Source organism: Thainema salinarum CENA647, assembly GCF_057732415.1.
On record NZ_JBYJZJ010000022.1, the window covers coordinates 5,286,314 to 5,306,390 of the forward strand.

Sequence of the window (20,077 nt, forward strand, 5' to 3'; positions counted from 1 at the left end):
ACGTAAAACCCTCTAGTTGTTGGGTTTCGCGTGCTCAACCCAACCTACACAACTCAAATAAGAACAGCAAAACTCTGCAAACCTAACGTACTGACTCCAGATCTATGCAAGGTTCAACCGTTGATTCTGCTCAGACAGGAATAAATCTTGAAGGAACTGCCCATGCCGATCATCATGGTCATCCAGACTATCGGATGTTCGGTGTGCTGGTGTTCCTCTGCGCTGAGAGCATGATTTTTCTTGGCCTGTTCATCGCCTACATTACCTTCAAGCTGGTGAATCCTGAATGGCCACCAGAAGGTACGCCTGAACTAGAGCTAGCGCTGCCCACAATCAACACCATCATTCTGATTTCCAGCAGCTTTGTCATCCATCGAGCCGATACCGATATTAAACAGAACAATGTCAAAGGTATGCAGCTCTGGTTTGCGATTACGGCTGCAATGGGCGCTATTTTCCTGGTCGGTCAGATTTATGAATACAGCCACCTAGAGTTTGGCTTGACCACTAATCTGTTTGCCAGCACGTTTTATGTGTTGACCGGCTTCCACGGTCTACACGTTTTTGTGGGACTGTTGCTGATGCTGGCGGTGCTGTGGCGATCGCGGCAGCAGGCTCACTACTCTGAAACCAGTCATTTTGGCATTGAAGCAACTGAGCTTTACTGGCACTTCGTTGATGTAATTTGGATTATTTTGTTCGTATTGCTCTATTTGCTGACATGAGGACGATTTAAGCAGCTGACTCACAAATACAGTAGCCAGAAAAAATGAATACTAGAAACAGCACAATGGCTAGACAGAAATCACCGCATTGCCGAAATGACTATTATCCTGAGCAACCAACTGGGGCTAAATGCGATCGCAGAAGGGGTCGAAACAGAACAGCCAGCTATCTGCTTAAAGGAACTGGGTTATGAGTTTGCCCAAGGCTACTTATTTTCAAGCCCCTTAGACAACTCTGCCACCGCGGCTGCTCTAGACAGGGGCGAGTTCTCACATTCTTGGCATAAGCAGTTGGGTGTAAGTAATTACATGTAGATCAACCGTGATGATACTAGTCAGCGATCTCAACAAATTTAATTTGATCCCCTTCAGTTTAAAGCTTGAGTAAACTCTACCGATTTTCCCGGATCTTTAATTAAATCTCCGTAGTCTTAGAAGGTAGATGCACCCTGATTGATCCCTGAAGAACCTGATTCTTCGGGGATTTTTTTTGCTTGCCATGCCCCATCAATTGCAGCAGTGGCAAGCCCAAACTCAATTTTCATCAGTGCTAAAACGTACAGGCATGAGCAGGAAGTACTGAGTGCTGTGGCTTACTTCCACGTGCTGGAGTAATGAGTGCTAAAAGTTGGGTCTACAGCCACAGTTCCAATGAGCAGTACTGTCACCGGAAATTTTGCATCCGAAAACAACAGTGGTGAGACAGCCAAGCCACCCCACCACTGTTTAATTGCATGAATTGTCAGTTTTGTTGTCTAGCGGAACATGCTGCTCACAGAGCTGTCTTCGTGGATTCGCCAGATGGTTTCACCCAGCAGGTTGGCGACCGATAGCACCGTTAGCTGATCAAAGCGACGAGCTTCCGGAATAGGAATAGTATTGGTGACAATCACTTCTTCAAAGAGGCCGCTAGACAGCCGCTCAATCGCAGGCGGAGAAAAGACCGCGTGAGTTGCGCAAGCATATACCTGACGGGCTCCCTCTTCCCGTAGCAGCTTAGCGCCTTCACAGATTGTCCCGGCGGTGTCGATCATGTCGTCTACGAGGACGGCAGTTTTGCCTGCGACATCACCAATCACGTTAAAGACTTCTGCTACGTTGTGAGCTTGCCGCCGCTTATCGATGATGGCCAAAGGAGCATCGTTGAGCTTTTTGGCAAAGGCGCGGGCGCGGGCCACCCCACCAACGTCCGGCGAGACAACAACAATGTCTGATAGGTTTTTACTGGCGATGTAGTCTAGGATGACGGGAGAGCCATATACATGGTCGAAGGGAATATCGAAATAACCCTGGATTTGGGCGGAGTGCAAATCCATTGCCAAAATGCGACCCGCTCCGCCTTGGGTAATCAGGTTGGCGACTAATTTAGCCGTAATGGATTCCCGACCTGCCGTTTTCCGGTCGGCGCGGGCATAACCGTAGTAAGGTATGACGGCTGTAATCTGCCGGGCTGATGCTCGCCGACAGGCATCGATCATGATCAACAGCTCCATCAGGTTATCGTTAACCGGATGGCAAGTGGGTTGAATTAGATAAACATCACAACCCCGAATTGATTCTTGGATTTGAACGTAGAGTTCACCGTCAGCAAATCGCTTCCGCACCATCGGCCCTAGATCCATACCGAGGTAACGAGCAACTTCCTGTGCTAAAGGAACATTGGCTGATCCCGAAAACAACCTTAAGCGATTATTTTCTGAGATATGAGGCAGTGGTGGCTGAAGAGTTAGAGTCGCGGAGTGGATCACAGCAAGCCCTCGAAACGCGGTCAACGCAATCTTATCATTTGGGTCTAAATCTTTATCTAAGGGTTTATGCGGTATTGATTTATGATTAGGGCGGCCGTAGAGTGGTGCGTCACGCTACAATCGCAATTTTTTAACTTAGTGTTTTATAACAAAATTTAGGCGATGATTACATCTCTTATTTGAGCGAGTTCTGACGTTTCATCAGTACACATTTGCGATCGCACTTCCGATTTTCTGCGATCGCAGTTATCGATTTCGATAGGTTTGCGAGGAAAGAGAGCATTATGAGTTTAAAGGATCAGATTACGGCAGATATTAAAACTGCCATGAAAAGTAAAGACAAAGTACGCCTAGAAACAGTGCGCAGCATCAAAAAGGTACTGTTGGAGAAAGAAGTCAGCGTTCGGCCATCGGGTCAGGAAGAGCTGACTGAAACACAGGAATTGGAAGTGCTGTCCCAGTTGGCGAAGCAGCGCCGCGATTCGATCGCTCAGTATCAGCAGGCGGGGCGCGAGGATCTAGCTGAAGCCGAGGCGCAGGAATTGGCAATTATTGAGGAGTATCTGCCCAAGCAGCTCTCTGAAGACGAGATTAGTGCAGTAATTGACGAAATCATGGCCGAAACAGGTGCCAGTTCTGTGAAAGATATGGGCAAGGTGATGGGGCCTGCCATGCAAAAGCTGAAAGGGCGTGCTGATGGCAAAGTCGTGCAGGATATCGTTAAGCAAAAGCTCGGTGCTTAGGGTGTAGTTCTAGTCGTGCTTTTATGTGCCTGATGGGGGCGAATGGCTCAGCTCGGCCCCTTCAGCCAGACAGTGGTTTTAGAGCCACGCTCTAGTGAATTCGCTAAGTCTCACGCAATCTGGCTCAGTTCAATCACATGTCCATCGGGATCTTGGGTAAACACTGCGGCTCGTCCCGATGCGCTGAGCTGCATGGGATAACCCTTCTGTACCAGCAATGATTTAATCGCATCCAAATCATTGACTCCAAAGGCAATATGAGGATTGCGGCCCCATTTTGCCGTATTGTGGGGTGCTGTTGTGTAGGTCGAATCCTCAATCAGGTGAATTTGATAGTCTCCGAGCTGATACCACGCCCCCGCATAGGATAGCGGTCGATCCACTTTAGCTAGACCCAAAACACCACCATAGAATGCTTCAGCGCGATCGACATTGGCAACCAGCAGGGCAGTGTGCAAAGGCTGAATCAGGGGCATGGGTTTCTCCTAAGTCATGTTGGTTGGGTCGTTGACAAATTTTGAAAACGTTGGAACGTTGGAACGTTCTAATGCGTACATGTCTTAACCCAAATGGCGACAGCCATAAAACTTATTCTGTAAGAAAGCTGTCAGGAAACAAATACTTGATGTGCGATCGCACCGAAAAAGGCTGATAGGGCTGATTTCTTGAGCTGGAAACTGCGTTGCCTACAGATTCAATATCGCACACCTTGCTAAGCTGATTAGGGTGCCATCGACTACAATCCTAAACAACTGTTGAGCTTTTCCCTGTCGGCATGACCGATCCTCTCTACTGCTCCCAATACCATGAAAACCCATCGGGTAGCCGCTTTTGCCGCTTTTGTGGGGAAGCCCTGACGGAGCCAGCGACTGGCTCTGATCCTTCGGCTCAGACTATTTTGGGCATGCGGTATCGAGTGCTGCACTTGTTGGGGCAGGGCGGTTTTGGCCGCACCTATTTGGCCGAAGACCTTAATCGGTTTGAAGAAAAATGCGTTCTGAAAGAGTTTGTGCCGCTGGTTCATGACGCTGACGCGCTGCGCAAAGCAGAGGAACTGTTTCAGCGGGAAGCGGGGGTATTGTATCAGCTTCAGCACGATCAGATTCCCCGATTTCGCGAGCTGCTGCGGGTTGGGCAAGATCAAGACGCCACGCTGTATCTCGTACAAGACTATATTCCAGGCCCCACCTATCGCGAAATTTTGCAGCAGCGCCAGCGCGAAAAGCGGACGTTTACCGAAGATGAAATTCTTGATCTGTTCCGCCAGTTGCTGCCCGTGTTGCAGTATCTGCACAATCTACGGGTGATTCATCGGGACATCGCGCCGGATAACTTGATTCTGCGAGATACAGACAATTTGCCTGTCCTGATTGACTTTGGTGGCGTCAAGCAAATTGCTGCTCAAGTAGAACAGCAGTTGCGATCGCACGCTCATGCTGCCGCTCCTACCCGCCTCGGTAAAGCTGGCTATGCGCCCGATGAGCAAATGCAGTCTGGGGAAGTGACGCCATCTTCCGATTTGTATGCGCTGGCCGTGACAGCCCTGGTGCTGCTGACTGGACAGGAACCGCTGAGCCTATACGATCCGCATACGGTGACCTGGCATTGGCGACGACTGGTACAGGTCAGTCCTCGTCTGAGCCAAGTGCTAGATCGAATGCTAGCCTTTCGGCCCAGTGATCGCTATTCGTCGGCAATGAACGTCATGCAGGCCTTAGGCTGGCCAGCAACCGCCAATGGAGTTGAGTCCCCCGCCCGTTCAATTCCACCCCTACCTGTGCCGGCTCCGGCGACCTCTTCCTCGATGACTGGACAGGCAACCGTCGCGGTGAGTCCACGTGCGCCCCGTCAGGTGCGACAAGCCGCAGTGAAAGCGGAGCCCCGCAAACCAAAGGCAAAATCCAAGTCTCGCTCTCAGGCCGATCCGCTCCAGTCTGTGGTTTATTCATCAGGGGGATCACTGGCTGCGATCGCACCCAACTCCGGTTTGAGATCGCGACCTCAGCGACGGATCGCACCCTCTAGTCGGGCAATTGGGCAGGTCATCTTATTTGTCCTGCTGCTGACTGGGACAGCCTGGTCAATTTGGCTGGTGTGGTGGTTGGTGACGGCCTGGGAACCGACATCTAGCCTGTTTACGCCGCCTGTTGCGGTTAGTTCAGATCCGCCGGATCAACCTACACCTAGCCCCAGTGCGGAACCGGAGACCAATGAGCCAACCTATTCTCCAGCGGAACGGGCCCGCAAAGCGGAACTGCGCCAGCGACGCGAGCGATTAGAGGTGAGTGAAGGCATCCTGAACACGATTACCAATCAGCTCTTTTTCAGGCAGTATCCGGAAAAAGAAGGGGTGCAGCTAACCAGTTCTGCCGCCGATGAGGTTTGGCGCAAGCGTTGGGACGACACGGCAACTGACGCGCTGAAGCAGATCGACGATGCGCTCAGCAGTGAAGCGCGGCAGAGTTTAGGAAGCTATGACAGTAGCGATCGCGACCAGTGGGAAACCGAGGCGAGAACCGATCACAATGTCAGCGGTCGCGCCCTCTACGATTTGACTGACGCGGCATTCAAAGAGCGCTTTCCGGACTTTGCCGATGAACTAGCTGGTGGAGCACTGCTCGACACACCGATGGGGCAAGTGTGGCACGGGATGGCCTTTGATCGGCTGCGCGGTTTTCGCGATGGGGATGCCTTGGAAGACATCAAGCTGGATGACAAAGACGACCGCACGGTTGAGCGCCAGTTGCGACCGGGAGAAGGCAAGGTTTATACAGTGGAACTGTCGGAAGAGCAAGACCTGAAGGTGCGGCTGGATGCTCCCGATGATGAGGCGCTGCTGTCGATCTACCCGCCCCGCTTGGAGGAAGCTGATCCCTTACAGGAAGACAGCGACGACTACGATTGGTCAGGCGATTTATCCCAAAGCGGCGTCTATGAGATTGTGGTGGTGTCGCGCTCAGATGATGCATTTGACTATAAACTGCGGGTCGAAGTGGATAAGTAGGATGGGTGCGTCATGGATCGATGGTTGATTTATGGGCTGGTTGCGATCGCAGTTCTGGTTTTACTCGCCATCATGCGCTGGCAGAAGACCATGCAGGCGGTTCCGGCTGGACTAGAAGTCGAGCCAATCCACTCTCCCAATGATGTGCCGCTGCTGAATCTAGATCGCCTCATCCCCTACGGTCAGGAGTTTCAAGATTTAGGCTGTGCTCACCGCATGGACGGTCAGATGAGCGCCACCGTTGGCGAGTTTATGCCTGCCTTCGTGCGACTGCTCCAGCATCCTGAGCAACAGTACTGGGTGTTACTGGCGCAAGCGCTACCCAGCGAGAACACCAGCCACATTCCGACCTGCACCATCCTCAGTTTGCTCAACGATGACTGGCTAATTCTTACCACTACCGAACGGCCAACCCTAATCACGCCCCAAATTCAGCTCGATCATCAGCCGTGGCTCTCTCGTCCTAGCGCTGCCCCAACGCAGCTAATTGAAATGCACATGCAGTTGCGATCGCAGCTCATCTCCGACTTGAACTTGGTCGTACAGGATCAGGCCACACCCGAAGATGTTTGGATTCGACTCAAGGAACGCGCCTGGCGACAAAAGCAAATCGCCAAACGCCAAAACCCAGCCGTCTCATTCTTCAAACTGCTGCCAACCCTACTCAAGCCCCAGTCTGACTGGCTCGGCGATTATCAAAAATAAACCGAGAAGAGGCATGTTATCGCAGTGCTGCGGCAACATGCCTCTTCTCGATTTCAGAATGAAACGTTATCGCCCTGCCAACTCCCACAGGTACAGAAACAGCGTTGTCCCAATCAGCCCTGCCGCCGCATAGAAAGCTAGCGTGACGCCAAACGGAATCGCTACAGATTGAAAAAACAGAAAGTTAACCGAAACTGGCGTACCGTTCTGGGCGGCGATAATTGCGATCGCAGCCACCCCAACGGCAAATACAGCGGTAAGAATTAAGCGAGCCATAATGACCAGCGAATTGTATGTATCGTGAAGTTCTATTGTATAGCAGCAGCCAAGTAGTCCAACGTTTCAACGTTTAGAACGTTCGAACGTTTAAACGTTGAAATGTGCAACATCCTAATCCAAATGACAACGACTATAAGCGAACCCGCTAGTCCAATAGACTGAGATTTTCACCTTCTATATAAGTGCTCAAACTATAGACGGATGAGGATTACAGCGCTCATTGCATTAGATAGATGCATTGTTCTTATAAATTTATGAAATCGCTGTATCATCATGACTCAACTACCTGAAGTTCATCCATCCTATTGGATTACATCTACTCTTGATACTACTTATCCCACACTCACTGAAAATATCTCAGTCGATGTTGCCATTGTTGGGGCTGGTTTAGTCGGAGTCACAACCGCTAAATTGCTGAAGCAAGCGGGTAAAACCGTTGCGTTACTAGAAGCCAACCAAATCGCCGCTGGAGTTTCGGGTCACACCACAGCGAAAGTCACCTCACTGCATCAGCTTATCTACGCCCAGTTAGTTGACAGCATTGGCGAAGAAAAAGCTCGCCTTTATGCAGAATCAAATCAGGCTGGAATTGATCGACTAGCTGACTTTGTGCAGGATGAGCAAATCGACTGCGATTTCATGCGTAAAGATACCTTTACCTATGCTCGTTCAACCGATCAGCTCAACAAAATCGAAGCCGAAGTAGCAGCGGCCCAAAAGCTGGGCTTGCCTGCCAGTTTTGTGAAAGACCTGCCTTCTTTGCCGTTTGATGTTGTTGGAGCCGTCAAGTTCAGCAATCAGGCCCAGTTCCATCCCCGCAAATTCATTCTCAATCTGGCGGCCAAGATTCCCGGTAACGGCAGCCATGTCTTCCAAAATACCCGCGTTTGCACCGTCAAAGGCGAAGAACCCTGTCGCGTCATCACCGAAAACGGGCCAACTGTAGTTGCGCAAGATGTCATCGTGACCACGAATTTGCCGATCTTGGATCAGGGCTTGTTCTTTGCCAAAACCTATCCCAAACGGTCTTACATCATCGGTGGCCGCATCAATCCCGATCAAGATCCGGGCGGCATGTTTATCGGCACGGGCCAAAGCTATCGTTCCCTGCGCACGACACCGCTGGAGGATGGCGGTACGCTGCTCCTCATGGGGGGTGAAGGCCATAAGGTCGGTGAAGTCAGCAGTACAGACGAGTGTTACCAGAAGCTGGCCCAGGATATGCAGCAGTACTACGGCGTAACGCCTGAATACTTCTGGTCAACTCAGGACTATATTTCCTTTGATAAACTGCCCTACATCGGCAAGTTAACGCCAACCAGCAACCACACTTATGTCGCCACCGGATTCAGTCTCTGGGGCATGAGCAAGTCATTTATGTCTGCCATGCTGCTGTCGGACTTGGTTCAGGGCGTTGAAAATCCTTGGGCTGAACTGTATGACGCTACGCGGCCCACGCCCTTCGTCACCAAAGAATCGCTCAAGCAAAATCTGGAGGTGGGAACCCACTGGATCGGCGATCGCATTAAAGGACTATTCGATAGCCCCCAAAAACTGGAGCGTGGCGAAGCGAAAGTGACCACCGCTGACGGCAATCGCGTTGCCGCCTATCGGGATGAAGCGGGCGAACTGCACATGGTTTCTGCCGTCTGTCCCCACTTGGGCTGCATCGTGGACTGGAACGAGGCCGAGAAAAGCTGGGACTGCCCCTGCCACGGTTCACGCTTTAGCTGCGACGGTGAGATTTTGCATGGCCCAGCGGTTAATAAGCTGAAGCAGCGCAATCCAGTAGCGCAATAACGGTGTTTAGTGGGTCTTTACCGATAGTGTGGTAACTCGGACGGAATTCAGACAGCTACAAACTGGGTTCCAGCTCAAAAGGTACAGGGTCAGTTGCGATCGCAGTTGATTCTGTACCTTTTTTCTGCTTTCTGTCGATAATTTACGCACAGGTGAGATGTTCGGTATGGGCTTGGCGTACTCTTGCAGCATTATCATCAATTTTTGTCATCCAACACAGGGCAGGCTGTTTGCTAAATCTTTAAATTAGTGTCCTTAATCAGCAATTTTTCGTAGAGGCAAAAAAGATAAATCAGTATTTACCGAAGGACAAAATATGATCTTGAGCAGCTTGATTTTGAGCAGGGCTCACCTCCCAAAATTGGTCTTTTCACCTCCCAAACGGTAACAGTATGGAAAGTCCGCCTGTTTTTAGTACACCTATTACCTCAGTAACAAAGTCTGTTGCTGGACGGTTTCCTTGGCTTGTTGGTCAACGGGCTAATCGCAGCACAATCTTGATCCTAGGCATTTTGGGCTTAGCGGCGCTGCTGCGGTTTTACCAAATTGGCACAGAGAGCGTCTGGATTGACGAAATGCTCAGCCTGCGGGATGCAGAAACATTTGAATGGACGCTGCCCTATCGTCGGCCGTTGTACTACGCACTCTTGCAGTTCTGGATGCAGTTTGGTCAGAGCGATGCGTGGTTAAGAACGCTATCTGCTTTATTGGGTGTTGTCAGCGTTTTTCTCACTTACCGCTTAGGTAAACTGCTGATTAGTCAAGCAGTTGGCTACATAGCCGCTGTTCTGATGACGGTTGCGCCCATCTTTATCCACCATGCGCAAGAAATTCGGATGTACAGCTTAATTCCATGCCTCAGTTTGGCTGGAACGCTGGCCCTAGCTCGGATGATGCAACACCCAAATTACAAGCACTGGGGTTGGTGGATATTGGCGCGGACTGGCCTCATTTTGTCTAATCCCAATAATTTTTTGATCTTAATGGCGGATACTGCCTTGGCTGGCTGGACGTTTCGCCGCCAGCGACGATGGCTGACCGTTTGTGGCGTGGGATTTGCGGTGTTGGGCTTATTATTAGCCCCAATTCTATTTTCACTGACGGTGGGCGGTGGCATTGAGGATTTTGTCGAAGATCAAAGCGCAGACGACGAAAGTATCAGTCTGATTCACACAGCGAGTATGATGACGCAGCTAACAGTGTATTGGCCGCTGCGCTACTTACTAGAATCGAGCAAAAGCACTATTGATAATTGGACAGCCGTGACGCAGCTGGTGCAAAGCCATTTACCCATTTTGCTGCTCAGCGGTTTAGCGACGCTGATGATTTGGGGCTTGTTGTTTGTTGCAATCGCAGCCATCGTTCGTCATCCCACACAACTTCTGGTCTGGTTAGCGACTTGGGCTGGTCTACCCACCTTCTTTATGTTCATCGTGTCCTGTCTGCAAGTTTCGGTGTGGTCACCGCGCTATCTAATGTTTGTTGCACCTTACTTGCTACTACTGCTGGCCATGGGCTTAATGGTGATGTGGCACTGGCGACGCCCAGTTGCGATCGCAGTTGCAGCGGTTTGCCTGATTGTCACATCAGCTAGCTTACGGGACTACTACACCACGCTCTATCGCAATGACTGGCAGGGCGCGACTGCCTACATTGAACAGCACGAACGGGTGAGTGACGTTATCGATTACTATTCCATTGCGGCATTAGCGAAGCAGTCTTTCTTTCGCTATTACAATGGCCCAGTTCCAGCTCACTTAATTGAGCGTGTAGTAACGGCAGACGGCTCTAGTCAGATTGACCCGCAAAGCATTCAAGCCAGCTTAGCGGGAAAACAAGCGGCACCACCTGACACAGTTTGGCTAGCCTGCTGGATTTTTTGCAACGATGAAGACGGCATCAATCAAATTTTTGAACAAACCCTAGGCCCAGATTTTGCGATCGCAGAACACCTAACGTTTACCAGCCAAGAATTCTCACCAATTGAAGTCTACCGAGCGATCGCAAAGTAAGCCTGATCAACTCCCTAATTTGCCCCTAACCGAATCAATCCCCTAACCCAAAAGCCGGGTGCTGCGTGCAATTCAGCCCCGGCTTTTCGGTTGGAGGTGTACCAAGCAGAGGCATATCAAGCCTCATTTCAACGAAAGCAAGAACGTATAGTGATTCCAGTTAAGAGTGAGAAAACGAGAGAGGAGAGTGCCTCATGCTGAGGCACTCTCCTCTCTCGTTCTTATCTAGAACCGCTATAGGTGCGAAAAAATAGGGGAGATGCTCGGCATCTCCCCTATCAGCTATGAAAAAAATGTACCTAAATCGCTGTAAGGAATAAACCCTTAGTAACGATAAGTGCTCTGATTAGGCTTGTGTACGATGAAACAAGCAACTTGGCACTGCTTGATGTTGTCGAAGCCAACAACCCGGATGTAGTTGTCGCCATACTCGGAGCGGCAAGCTCGGACTTCATCCAGTACCTCTTGAACGCTGTTTGCGTTGAACAAAGGTAGCTTCCACATCGTCCAGTAGTACTCTTCAGGATTAGATTCTGCGTTGAATTCAACAGCAGGAATGAAACCCTTATCAACAATGTACTGGATTTGTTTTGCGATCTGCGCATCCGTTAGCGGTGGCAGATAAGACATTGTTTCGAAGCGGCGCTCTTTAGGCAGAGTTCTCATGGTTTCCTCAATAAACTCAAAACTGCGTAATGTACGGGCTAATTTTTTACTGGCATTAGCCGAAAGCAGGATCATTCGGAAGATTCAGAATCTGTCTCAGACACCGATGAATCTGAACTAAGCTGCTCGGATTCCGGAACAGAGGAAGACGTTCCCAACTGCGTTATGCGCTCTAAATGGCGTCTACGGTGTTCAATATTGGCTTGCTGAATACCCGTTTGCACCATTTCTGGTAAATATTCAGCAATTTCTTCTGCGAGATGCTGTCGTACCGTCATGATCCGAAACGCGAGTTCCGGGTTGGCACTCAACAACTCTTCCAGATAAAGTTCTCCGTCTTGGAGCTTACCCGATGGCGAAAACCCATGTAGCCAAATCGACAGTGGGGGATTCGTTTCTCGCAGCTGATTGACGACCGTTTTCAGCGCCTGATAAGTCAAATAGCTTGATAAGACTTTGGCGGTTTCTTTGGCGACGCTCTTGAGGTTCATCGATGTAGGGAAGTGTCCTTAGATAGTCTGCTCCGCTGTGACTGAGCCACAACATCAGTGGGCGATCGGTCAACTAAATTGGAATACTCTCAAATTTAATCTGCGATCGCACACATGATGTCAAGGAACACAGATATCTAGATCGTGTCGACCGTATCAAATTCGAACTTGATTTCCTTCCAAAGCTCACAAGCAACGGCCAGTTCAGGGCACCACTTAGCAGCTTCGCGGATGATGTCGCCACCTTCGCGAGCCAAGTTGCGACCTTCGTTCCGTGCCTGTACACAAGCTTCCAGAGCAACCCGGTTAGCGGTTGCACCCGGCGCGTTACCCCAGGGGTGACCCAAGGTACCACCACCAAACTGGAGAACGGAGTCATCACCGAAAATTTCAACGAGTGCAGGCATGTGCCACACGTGGATACCACCGGAAGCCACAGCCATTACACCACCCATGGAAGCCCAGTCTTGGGTGAAGTAGATACCACGAGACTTGTCTTGCTCGATGTAGTTCTCACGCAGTAGGTCAACGAAGCCGAGAGTACCAGCCCGGTCACCTTCTAGCTTACCGACAACGGTTCCGGTGTGGATGTGGTCACCACCGGACATCCGCAGACACTTGGACAGTACGCGGAAGTGAATACCGTGGTTCTTCTGACGGTCGATTACCGCGTGCATTGCTCGGTGAATGTGCAACAGAACGCCGTTGTCACGACACCAGTGAGACAGAGTAGTGTTAGCGGTGAAACCAGCGGTCAAGAAGTCATGCATGATGATAGGCATTTCAAGTTCTTTGGCGAACTCAGCCCGCTTCAGCATTTCTTCGCAGGTTGCAGCGGTAACGTTTAGGTAGTGACCTTTGATTTCGCCCGTTTCTGCTTGAGCCTTATGAATAGCGTCAGCAACAAACAAGAAGCGATCGCGCCAGCGCTGGAACGGCTGGGAATTAATGTTCTCGTCGTCCTTGGTGAAGTCTAGACCACCACGCAGACACTCATATACTGCGCGACCATAGTTCTTCGCAGACAGACCCAGCTTGGGCTTAATCGTACAGCCGAGCAGTGGACGACCATACTTGTTGATCTTATCCCGCTCAACGGTAATACCGTGCGGATGAACCTTGGAAGGTCTTCAAATAAGCGACAGGAATCCGCAGGTCTTCCAGACGAAGAGCACGCAGAGCCTTAAAACCAAACACGTTACCTACCAGAGAAGTCAGCAGGTTGGTAACAGAGCCTTCCTCGAATAGGTCGAGAGGATAAGCAACATAGCAGATGTATTGGTTGTCTTCACCGGGAACCGGCTCAATGTCGTAACAACGACCTTTGTACCGATCCATGTCGGTCAGGAGGTCAGTCCATACGGTTGTCCAGGTTCCAGTTGAAGATTCTGCTGCTACCGCTGCTGCACACTCTTCGGGAGGTACCCCAGGCTGGGGGGTCATCCGAAATGCAGCGAGGACGTCGGTATCCTTCGGTGTGTAGTCTGGCGTGTAATACGTTAGTTTATAATCCTTAACCCCAGCCTGATATCCAGCGGCAGACTGAGTTTTTGTTTGAGAGTAAGACATAGCTCCCCTAATACCTGTGAATCACTGCAATCTTGACAAGATTGAGCGGAAAACGAAGTGACACAGCGACACTCCCTCCTCCGTTTTTTGAAATCGACCCAGACTTGTATGCGAGCAATCCGCTTACCAAGCCAGCTTCAAACGCTTCTGCCTTGATGCTGTTTCCGATGGTCGTCGGTAAATCGCTACCTAAACTCAACTTGAAGCTAAAGCATTCCTTAAATAGAAATCGCTTGCGCCTAAAGGTGTGCTTTACTAATCGATTTCCTAAAGAATACTACCAAGGATTTGATAAGTTAAATTTCAGAAGATCTTTATCGATAAATAACTTTTCTTTATTGAAGATTGCGTTAAAGCTTTACTTTATATTTCGAATTATTGCTTAAGCGACAACTATGTCTCGCCACATGATAGGACGGCGACACTACATCTACGTCAAGTAGATTCAGGATTTCAGATTTTGAGCATTTATACTCTTGACTTGCATCTGAGGAAGTAGATCAGAGAAGTGCGATCGCACTTCACCCCTAATCCTGAGCCAATCTATGAAGTATGGTCAATCAACTACCCCACATCTAGCGGTGAGTCGCTATGCTGTGAACTAGGCTACTTAGATACCTCAACTCAAAATTGCTAGCGGTTATGCAGGCTGCCCAAATTTAGGAGTGGCTAATCTTCAGCATGAATCAAGATATGGGCACCATCTCATGTCCTAAATTCTTGTTCGAATCAAGCTGCGCTCAAATCTATTCTGATGGTTTCTTAAGAACACGGATTTAATTAGGTGAAATCTTTGGGGCCGGGACATCGCGATGACGTAGCGTCCCTATAGCTGGAACGATTTACGAGCTATTTAATCCACGATCCTGAGTTCACTTTCTGCTTGATTGTGGCAGATGATTGTAGCAAATCTACATAAAGTGGCAGCAACCCTATATCACAAACTTATACCTTATATAACCAATAAATATTAATACTTGAGGTTATAAAAATTCCAGGAGTTCCAGGAGTTCCAAGAGGCATTTAGATTTCAGCCCAGTCATGATTTCGATTTGCCACGATGTACTTTAAGCTGCATCAGTATGAAATTGAGCGGATGATCCGGGGCAATCTACTAAAGGATTTATGGGATTTAGTTTGGGCTTGCACAAGGTTTTGGCGGCAAAGTGAGGAGTGAGGTGGAATATGGCACAACAAGGCATGGCATTAAATCATCCAGTAGCTTATCCCGTGACAGACAGAACAGGGCGATCGGTTTTTTTGCTTAAACCGATACTCAAGCTACTGTCTAAAGCAGGTTTAGCTATGGTGATTGGGTCAATGACTGTACCTGCAGTTAGTGCGATCGCAACAGCCCAGTCACCTACTCAGGCAGTGCAAAACTCACCGACCGCACCACCACCGCGAGCCGAACCGTTACCCACCGAACGGCAAGAAAATCCTTCATTTCAGCCGGATGCCCGCATCCCGGCGCTGCAAGCGGATTATCAGGGTGATCTCTGGGTTGGATCTTGGCAGGGCATTGCCCGACTTGACCCTAATACCGGACGAGTTAAAGTCCGAGTTGCACTGCCCAACCGAGCCGTCGGCGCAATGGTGCAGGATCGAGTGGGACGCATCTGGATTGGCACCTATGATGGCCTGTTTCGTGTTGATCCCCGGAGTAATGAAATTACGGCTCAGAGCTTTCGTCTGCCGTCTAATCGCGTTTTGTCGCTGCAGATTGATCGGCGGGGCTATCTTTGGGTCGGCACCGATCGAGGATTGGCCTTAATCAGTCCTGATCAAGGCTTACTCATGACTACTCTCCAAGATCTACCAGGTGTCAGTGCCAATACGCTGACGCTAGATGCCGATGGCTATCTCTGGGTCGGTACCTTAAACGGACTGGTCAAGATAGATACAGCTAGTGCTTACCCGGTTCGCCGAGTGGAAAACCTACCGGGGGAAACAGTGCAAACTCTTACACCTGGGCCCCACGGTCAACTTTGGGTCGGTACGCCCGAAGGTGTGCAGGTGATTAATCCCCGCAATGGTCAGTTGTTGCGATCGCTCACCGAGTTTCGGAACGTCAATATTACGGCTTTAGGCTTTGACCGCATTAATAGTCTTTGGGTTGGCACAGATGACGGATTAAGGCGCGTTAATCCTTATAATGGCGCGATTCTAGGCTCGGTGCCCAATCTGCCATCTAGCCAAATCTTGTCGCTTTCACCCGATACCGGCAATAAATTGTGGGTTGGCACGAGTGAAGGTTTAGCATGGGTCAGCCTCTCAACAGGATTGGCAAGAGCGCATGATGCCTTTTAACAGAAGGCTACTCATGGGGATAGTCCTCCTTGTAGATTCTGTTTGAAGTCGCATGTGGATTCGAGGGAATTTGTTAGGATAGTGAAAATGCAAACTATAGTTACACTCAGTGCTTTCCATAAGCTTTAGACCATAACGGTTATCCACCTAACTCAAATCAGGAATAGCCAAGTAGGATAAAGATAACAACGGACAGCACGCTCCAAGTATCCTCAGCAAAGTCATTAATCGTTAGTCGATTTTGCAGCCAGCTCCAAATCACTGTTGGTTTCAAATATTTATTTGAAACCAATTCCGAACAGATGAAGACGCTTGAGGTACTATTGGCTAACCTTAATCTGAACCCTTTTCATGTGAGAAGGTGGTGATTGAGGTTAGTTTGATGGTGTATTCGGAGTTCTCAGATGGTAGTTGCCATCCCAGCAACATTTGCGCTATCTAGCTCCGTGCATTAAGTCGAAGTGTAAGCTTGAATAGGCTGAACCGCTCAAAGTTGTTGCTAAACGGGGTTTATATACAGATACAGCTAAAATATAGTAGCTGCTGATATAAAGCCGCTGTGTATACTTACTGTGCCTCTTGTGAAGGTTTATCGAGATCGATAAACCTTCACAAGAGGGGTAGATAGTAAAAGCTAAATATGCAATAGCTAGGAGAGTTCAGACTCATTGATTGTGTCGTCAACTGAGCAGGTTTTTACACTATGTGTTAAGCAGTAGGATTCGAGAGGCGAAAGTGGATGAACAACGGCAAAGTCAGGATATACGAACTTTCCCGTGAATTAGATTTAGATAATAAGGACGTACTAGCGATCTGCGATCGCTTGAGTATTTCAGTTAAGAGCCACAGCAGCACCATTAGCGAGCAAGAAGCGGCTCAAATTCGTGCTGCAGCTAAAAGTTACGTCCCCAACCAAACAGCAAGCAAAGGAGCAAAAGGTAAAGGATTGAAGACGCAAAGTAAGGGAGCCGATAAATCGTCGGTACGGAAACAGCAGATTTTGGAAGTGCGCCGCACACGGCCAATCAGCCCACCCAAGCCACCTACGGCAAAGGCTGAAGATGCTAGTGCTGGTGGTGATCAACAACTATCTGCTCCTCAGGCACCTGCTGTGCGTCCGGCTACCAAATCAGAGCCTAAACTGGCTGCTCCCCCCCGTCCAGCAAGTGCCGATCAAGATACATCCACCACCACCGATTCTCCTGCCACGGAAGCCAAGTCAGCTGAGCCACAAGTGGAGCCACCTAAATCGGATCAGGCTGATCAGCCCGTACCCCAACGAGATGCTGAGCCGGAAAAAGTTGTTGCCGAAAAACCAGCACCAGCACCCTCGCTGATCAAACCGCCTTCTCGGCCATCAGAACCATCAGAAGCGGATGTATCGACTGCTGCTGCGTCGGAAGCCACTGCTCCCTCAGCGGAGCGGAAAGCTGCGCCTGCTGCCAAGTCAGTCGAGCTACCGCGTAAGCCAGTTACCAAGCCATCAGGTTCAGGCAAGTCGGATACTGTCGCGAAGCCAAATGCTAAACCTGGTAAGGTCGAGGTTGTTCAGCATAAGCCGTCTGCTAAACCGACTACAGCTAAGGCGGCTGATAAACCCATTCCTGAACTGAAACGTCCACCAAAACCACCTAAAGCAGACAATAAGCCTGCTCAGGAGGGAGAACCCGATGCTGATAACGATGCAGCAGTCATGGTGGCTACCGATGCAGAAGAGCTACTTGAGAAGCCTCGTTTACGCCGTCCAGAACCACCTGCTGGCGGCAAGCGTAAGCAAGCTTGGGAAGAGGACGAAGAGGAACAAGACTTTAATCGTAAAGCCGCAAAAAATACCTCTAAGGCTAAGCGCCGTTCTCAAACCATTATTGAGGATGAAGATGAGCTAGAAGAACTAGAAAGCGAGCATAATTTGTCTGGTGGTCCTGCACCTTCGCAGGTCAGTATTTCACTGGCTCGTCCCCCCAAACCAAAGTCGGCTCAGTCGCAGAAAACGCCTACTCCCATGACGGCGCAGAAGACAAAGCGGCCTAATACATCCTCTCAGCGGGATGGAAGTTCTCGCAGTCAACGTCGAGAGAGACGTGAAGAAGCTAAGCAGCAGCGTCCTGAGACGCTTGTACTTTCGAGCGGGCTAACGGTACACGAGCTTGCAGAGCGCATGCTAGTACCGGAAACCGAGATCATCAAGACTCTCTTCTTCAAAGGCATTGCCGCGAACATCAATCAAACTCTCGATATTCCCACCGCAAAGATGGTGGCGAATGAGTTTGAAATTGAGGTTGAAACCGCCGAGGCAGAAGCAGAAGCTAAGAAGACAACCGAAATGCTGGATGCGGAGGATCTAGAGAACCTCGTTCGTCGTCCACCTGTAGTTACCATCATGGGGCACGTTGACCACGGTAAGACAACGTTACTCGACTCAATCCGCAAGACCAAGGTTGCTCAAGGTGAAGCTGGCGGTATTACCCAGCACATCGGGGCTTACCATGTTGATCTTGGGGAAGGAGACGAGCAAAAGCGGATTGTCTTCCTTGATACACCGGGTCACGAAGCATTTACTGCCATGCGGGCACGTGGTGCAAGGGTTACTGACATCGCAATTTTAGTTGTTGCAGCAGATGATGGTGTTCGGCCTCAGACCATCGAGGCAATTAGCCACGCTAAAGCAGCGGAGGTTCCTATCGTTGTTGCTATCAACAAGGTTGATAAAGAGGAAGCGAACCCTGATCGCGTTAAGCAAGAGCTCATGGAACATGGCCTTGTGCCTGAGGAATGGGGTGGTGATGCCATCATGGTTCCAGTCAGCGCAATCAAGGGCGAAAACCTAGATGACCTGCTTGAGATGTTAGCTCTAGTAGCAGAGGTTGAGGATTTGCATGCGAATCCAGACCGGACTGCTCGCGGCACTATCATTGAAGCGAATCTTGATAAGGCTCGTGGCCCCGTTGCAACGCTTTTAGTCCAAAACGGTACGCTGCGCATTGGAGACTCAATTGTCGCCGGTTCTGTATTTGGTAAAGTGCGGGCGATGGTCGATGACCGAGGAAATCGAGTGGATGTGGCGGCTCCTTCTTCTGCGGTTGAAGTACTTGGCCTCAATGATGTGCCAGCAGCGGGTGATGAATTTGAGGTCTATAAAGACGAAAAAGAAGCACGCAGCATTGCTGAACATCGGGCAGAGCAGCAGCGCCAGTCACGCTTACAGCAGTCTATGGCTTCTCGTCGTGTAACCCTCAGCACTCTATCTGCTCAAGCTCAAGAAGGCGAACTGAAAGAGCTGAACTTGATCCTGAAGGCTGATGTTCAAGGTTCGGTTGAAGCAATCCTAGGAGCACTGCAGCAACTACCTCAGAATGAGGTACAGGTGCGAGTGCTACTGGCGGCCCCAGGCGAAATCTCTGAGACTGACGTTGATCTAGCCGCTGCAAGTAATGCGGTGATTATTGGCTTCAACACGACGCTAGCTTCAGGTGCACGCCGCGCTGCAGATGAAGCAGGGGTTGATGTCCGTGACTACAGCATCATTTACAAGCTCCTTGAGGATATTGAGGGCGCAATGGAAGGTCTACTTGAGCCGGAAGAGGTCGAAGAGCCTCTGGGCCAAGTACAAGTCCGGGCTGTGTTCCAAGTAGGCCGTGGTGCTGTAGCTGGTTGCTATGTTCAATCGGGTAAAGCCGTCCGAAACTGCCGTATCCGAGTTCGGCGGGGCGATGAAGTTGTCTATACGGGCAACCTCGATTCGTTGAAGCGGGTTAAGGACGACGTTAAAGAAGTCAATTCTGGTTTTGAATGCGGAATTGGTATTGATAACTTTAACGCTTGGCAGGAAGGCGACATCATTGAAACCTTCCGGCTGGTTACAAAGCGACGCACCCTAGCAACCGCATAAGCTAATGTGCTGTGTAAACGATGATTGAAATAAAGGTGGAGGAACGCAGTGTGTTCCTCCACCTTTATCTTTTGGGCGTTACGCATGGCTAATGCAGCTTGGGCTATGTTGCTGTAGCTAGGTCTATCGCAACTGA

14 protein-coding genes and 1 pseudogene are annotated in these 20,077 nt (G+C 49.9%); 9 read left to right on the top strand and 6 right to left on the bottom strand.

Going from position 1 to position 20,077, the window contains the following annotated elements; translation table 11 throughout:
* Window positions 1-104: 104 nt before the first annotated feature.
* Both AC286M_RS29885 and AC286M_RS29890 read left to right on the top strand, forming a co-directional pair.
* Complete coding sequence (locus AC286M_RS29885) at window positions 105-725, top strand: cytochrome c oxidase subunit 3 (protein WP_488207855.1); 621 nt, start codon at window positions 105-107, stop codon at window positions 723-725.
* 96 nt (window positions 726-821) lie between these two features.
* Complete coding sequence (locus AC286M_RS29890; RefSeq protein ID WP_488207856.1) at window positions 822-1,040, top strand: hypothetical protein; 219 nt, start codon at window positions 822-824, stop codon at window positions 1,038-1,040.
* A gap of 440 nt (window positions 1,041-1,480) precedes the next feature.
* Here the strand turns inward: AC286M_RS29890 and AC286M_RS29895 are convergent, their stop codons facing one another.
* Window positions 1,481-2,473: a ribose-phosphate pyrophosphokinase gene (locus AC286M_RS29895; protein ID WP_488208872.1), complete on the bottom strand. Its 993-nt coding sequence runs from the start codon at window positions 2,471-2,473 to the stop codon at window positions 1,481-1,483.
* A gap of 284 nt (window positions 2,474-2,757) precedes the next feature.
* Here AC286M_RS29895 and AC286M_RS29900 point away from each other — a divergent pair, with 284 nt between their 5' ends.
* Window positions 2,758-3,216 (top strand): GatB/YqeY domain-containing protein, encoded by a 459-nt coding sequence (locus tag AC286M_RS29900; protein WP_488207857.1) that lies wholly within the window; start codon window positions 2,758-2,760, stop codon window positions 3,214-3,216.
* Between the two features lie 110 nt (window positions 3,217-3,326).
* Here AC286M_RS29900 and AC286M_RS29905 read toward each other — a convergent pair whose 3' ends face one another.
* Window positions 3,327-3,692: a VOC family protein gene (locus tag AC286M_RS29905; RefSeq protein WP_488207858.1), complete on the bottom strand. Its 366-nt coding sequence runs from the start codon at window positions 3,690-3,692 to the stop codon at window positions 3,327-3,329.
* A gap of 299 nt (window positions 3,693-3,991) precedes the next feature.
* Between AC286M_RS29905 and AC286M_RS29910 the strand changes: the two genes are divergently transcribed.
* Window positions 3,992-6,220, top strand: a complete 2,229-nt coding sequence (locus tag AC286M_RS29910; protein ID WP_488207859.1) for a protein kinase domain-containing protein — start codon at window positions 3,992-3,994, stop codon at window positions 6,218-6,220.
* Window positions 6,221-6,232: 12 nt separating this feature from the next.
* Complete coding sequence (locus tag AC286M_RS29915) at window positions 6,233-6,925, top strand: hypothetical protein (protein ID WP_488207860.1); 693 nt, start codon at window positions 6,233-6,235, stop codon at window positions 6,923-6,925.
* A gap of 66 nt (window positions 6,926-6,991) precedes the next feature.
* Here the strand turns inward: AC286M_RS29915 and AC286M_RS29920 are convergent, their stop codons facing one another.
* Window positions 6,992-7,201 (bottom strand): DUF1049 domain-containing protein, encoded by a 210-nt coding sequence (locus tag AC286M_RS29920; protein WP_488207861.1) that lies wholly within the window; start codon window positions 7,199-7,201, stop codon window positions 6,992-6,994.
* A gap of 276 nt (window positions 7,202-7,477) precedes the next feature.
* Here AC286M_RS29920 and AC286M_RS29925 point away from each other — a divergent pair, with 276 nt between their 5' ends.
* Window positions 7,478-9,004: an FAD-dependent oxidoreductase gene (locus AC286M_RS29925; RefSeq protein ID WP_488207862.1), complete on the top strand. Its 1,527-nt coding sequence runs from the start codon at window positions 7,478-7,480 to the stop codon at window positions 9,002-9,004.
* Window positions 9,005-9,396: 392 nt separating this feature from the next.
* Complete coding sequence (locus AC286M_RS29930; protein ID WP_488207863.1) at window positions 9,397-11,016, top strand: glycosyltransferase family 39 protein; 1,620 nt, start codon at window positions 9,397-9,399, stop codon at window positions 11,014-11,016.
* Between the two features lie 324 nt (window positions 11,017-11,340).
* Here AC286M_RS29930 and AC286M_RS29935 read toward each other — a convergent pair whose 3' ends face one another.
* The 3 genes and pseudogenes from AC286M_RS29935 to AC286M_RS29945 all read right to left on the bottom strand — a co-directional run bounded on the left by AC286M_RS29935 (window position 11,341) and on the right by AC286M_RS29945 (window position 13,742).
* Window positions 11,341-11,682, bottom strand: a complete 342-nt coding sequence (locus AC286M_RS29935) for a ribulose bisphosphate carboxylase small subunit (RefSeq protein ID WP_488207864.1) — start codon at window positions 11,680-11,682, stop codon at window positions 11,341-11,343.
* 71 nt (window positions 11,683-11,753) lie between these two features.
* Window positions 11,754-12,173 (bottom strand): RuBisCO chaperone RbcX, encoded by a 420-nt coding sequence (rcbX, locus tag AC286M_RS29940; RefSeq protein ID WP_488207865.1) that lies wholly within the window; start codon window positions 12,171-12,173, stop codon window positions 11,754-11,756.
* Window positions 12,174-12,310: 137 nt separating this feature from the next.
* Window positions 12,311-13,742: pseudogene (locus AC286M_RS29945) on the bottom strand (form I ribulose bisphosphate carboxylase large subunit).
* Window positions 13,743-14,927: 1,185 nt separating this feature from the next.
* Between AC286M_RS29945 and AC286M_RS29950 the strand changes: the two are divergent.
* Window positions 14,928-16,052: a ligand-binding sensor domain-containing protein gene (locus AC286M_RS29950; RefSeq protein WP_488207866.1), complete on the top strand. Its 1,125-nt coding sequence runs from the start codon at window positions 14,928-14,930 to the stop codon at window positions 16,050-16,052.
* 739 nt (window positions 16,053-16,791) lie between these two features.
* Window positions 16,792-19,941, top strand: a complete 3,150-nt coding sequence (gene infB, locus AC286M_RS29955; RefSeq protein ID WP_488207867.1) for a translation initiation factor IF-2 — start codon at window positions 16,792-16,794, stop codon at window positions 19,939-19,941.
* The last annotated feature ends 136 nt before the right edge of the window (window positions 19,942-20,077 follow it).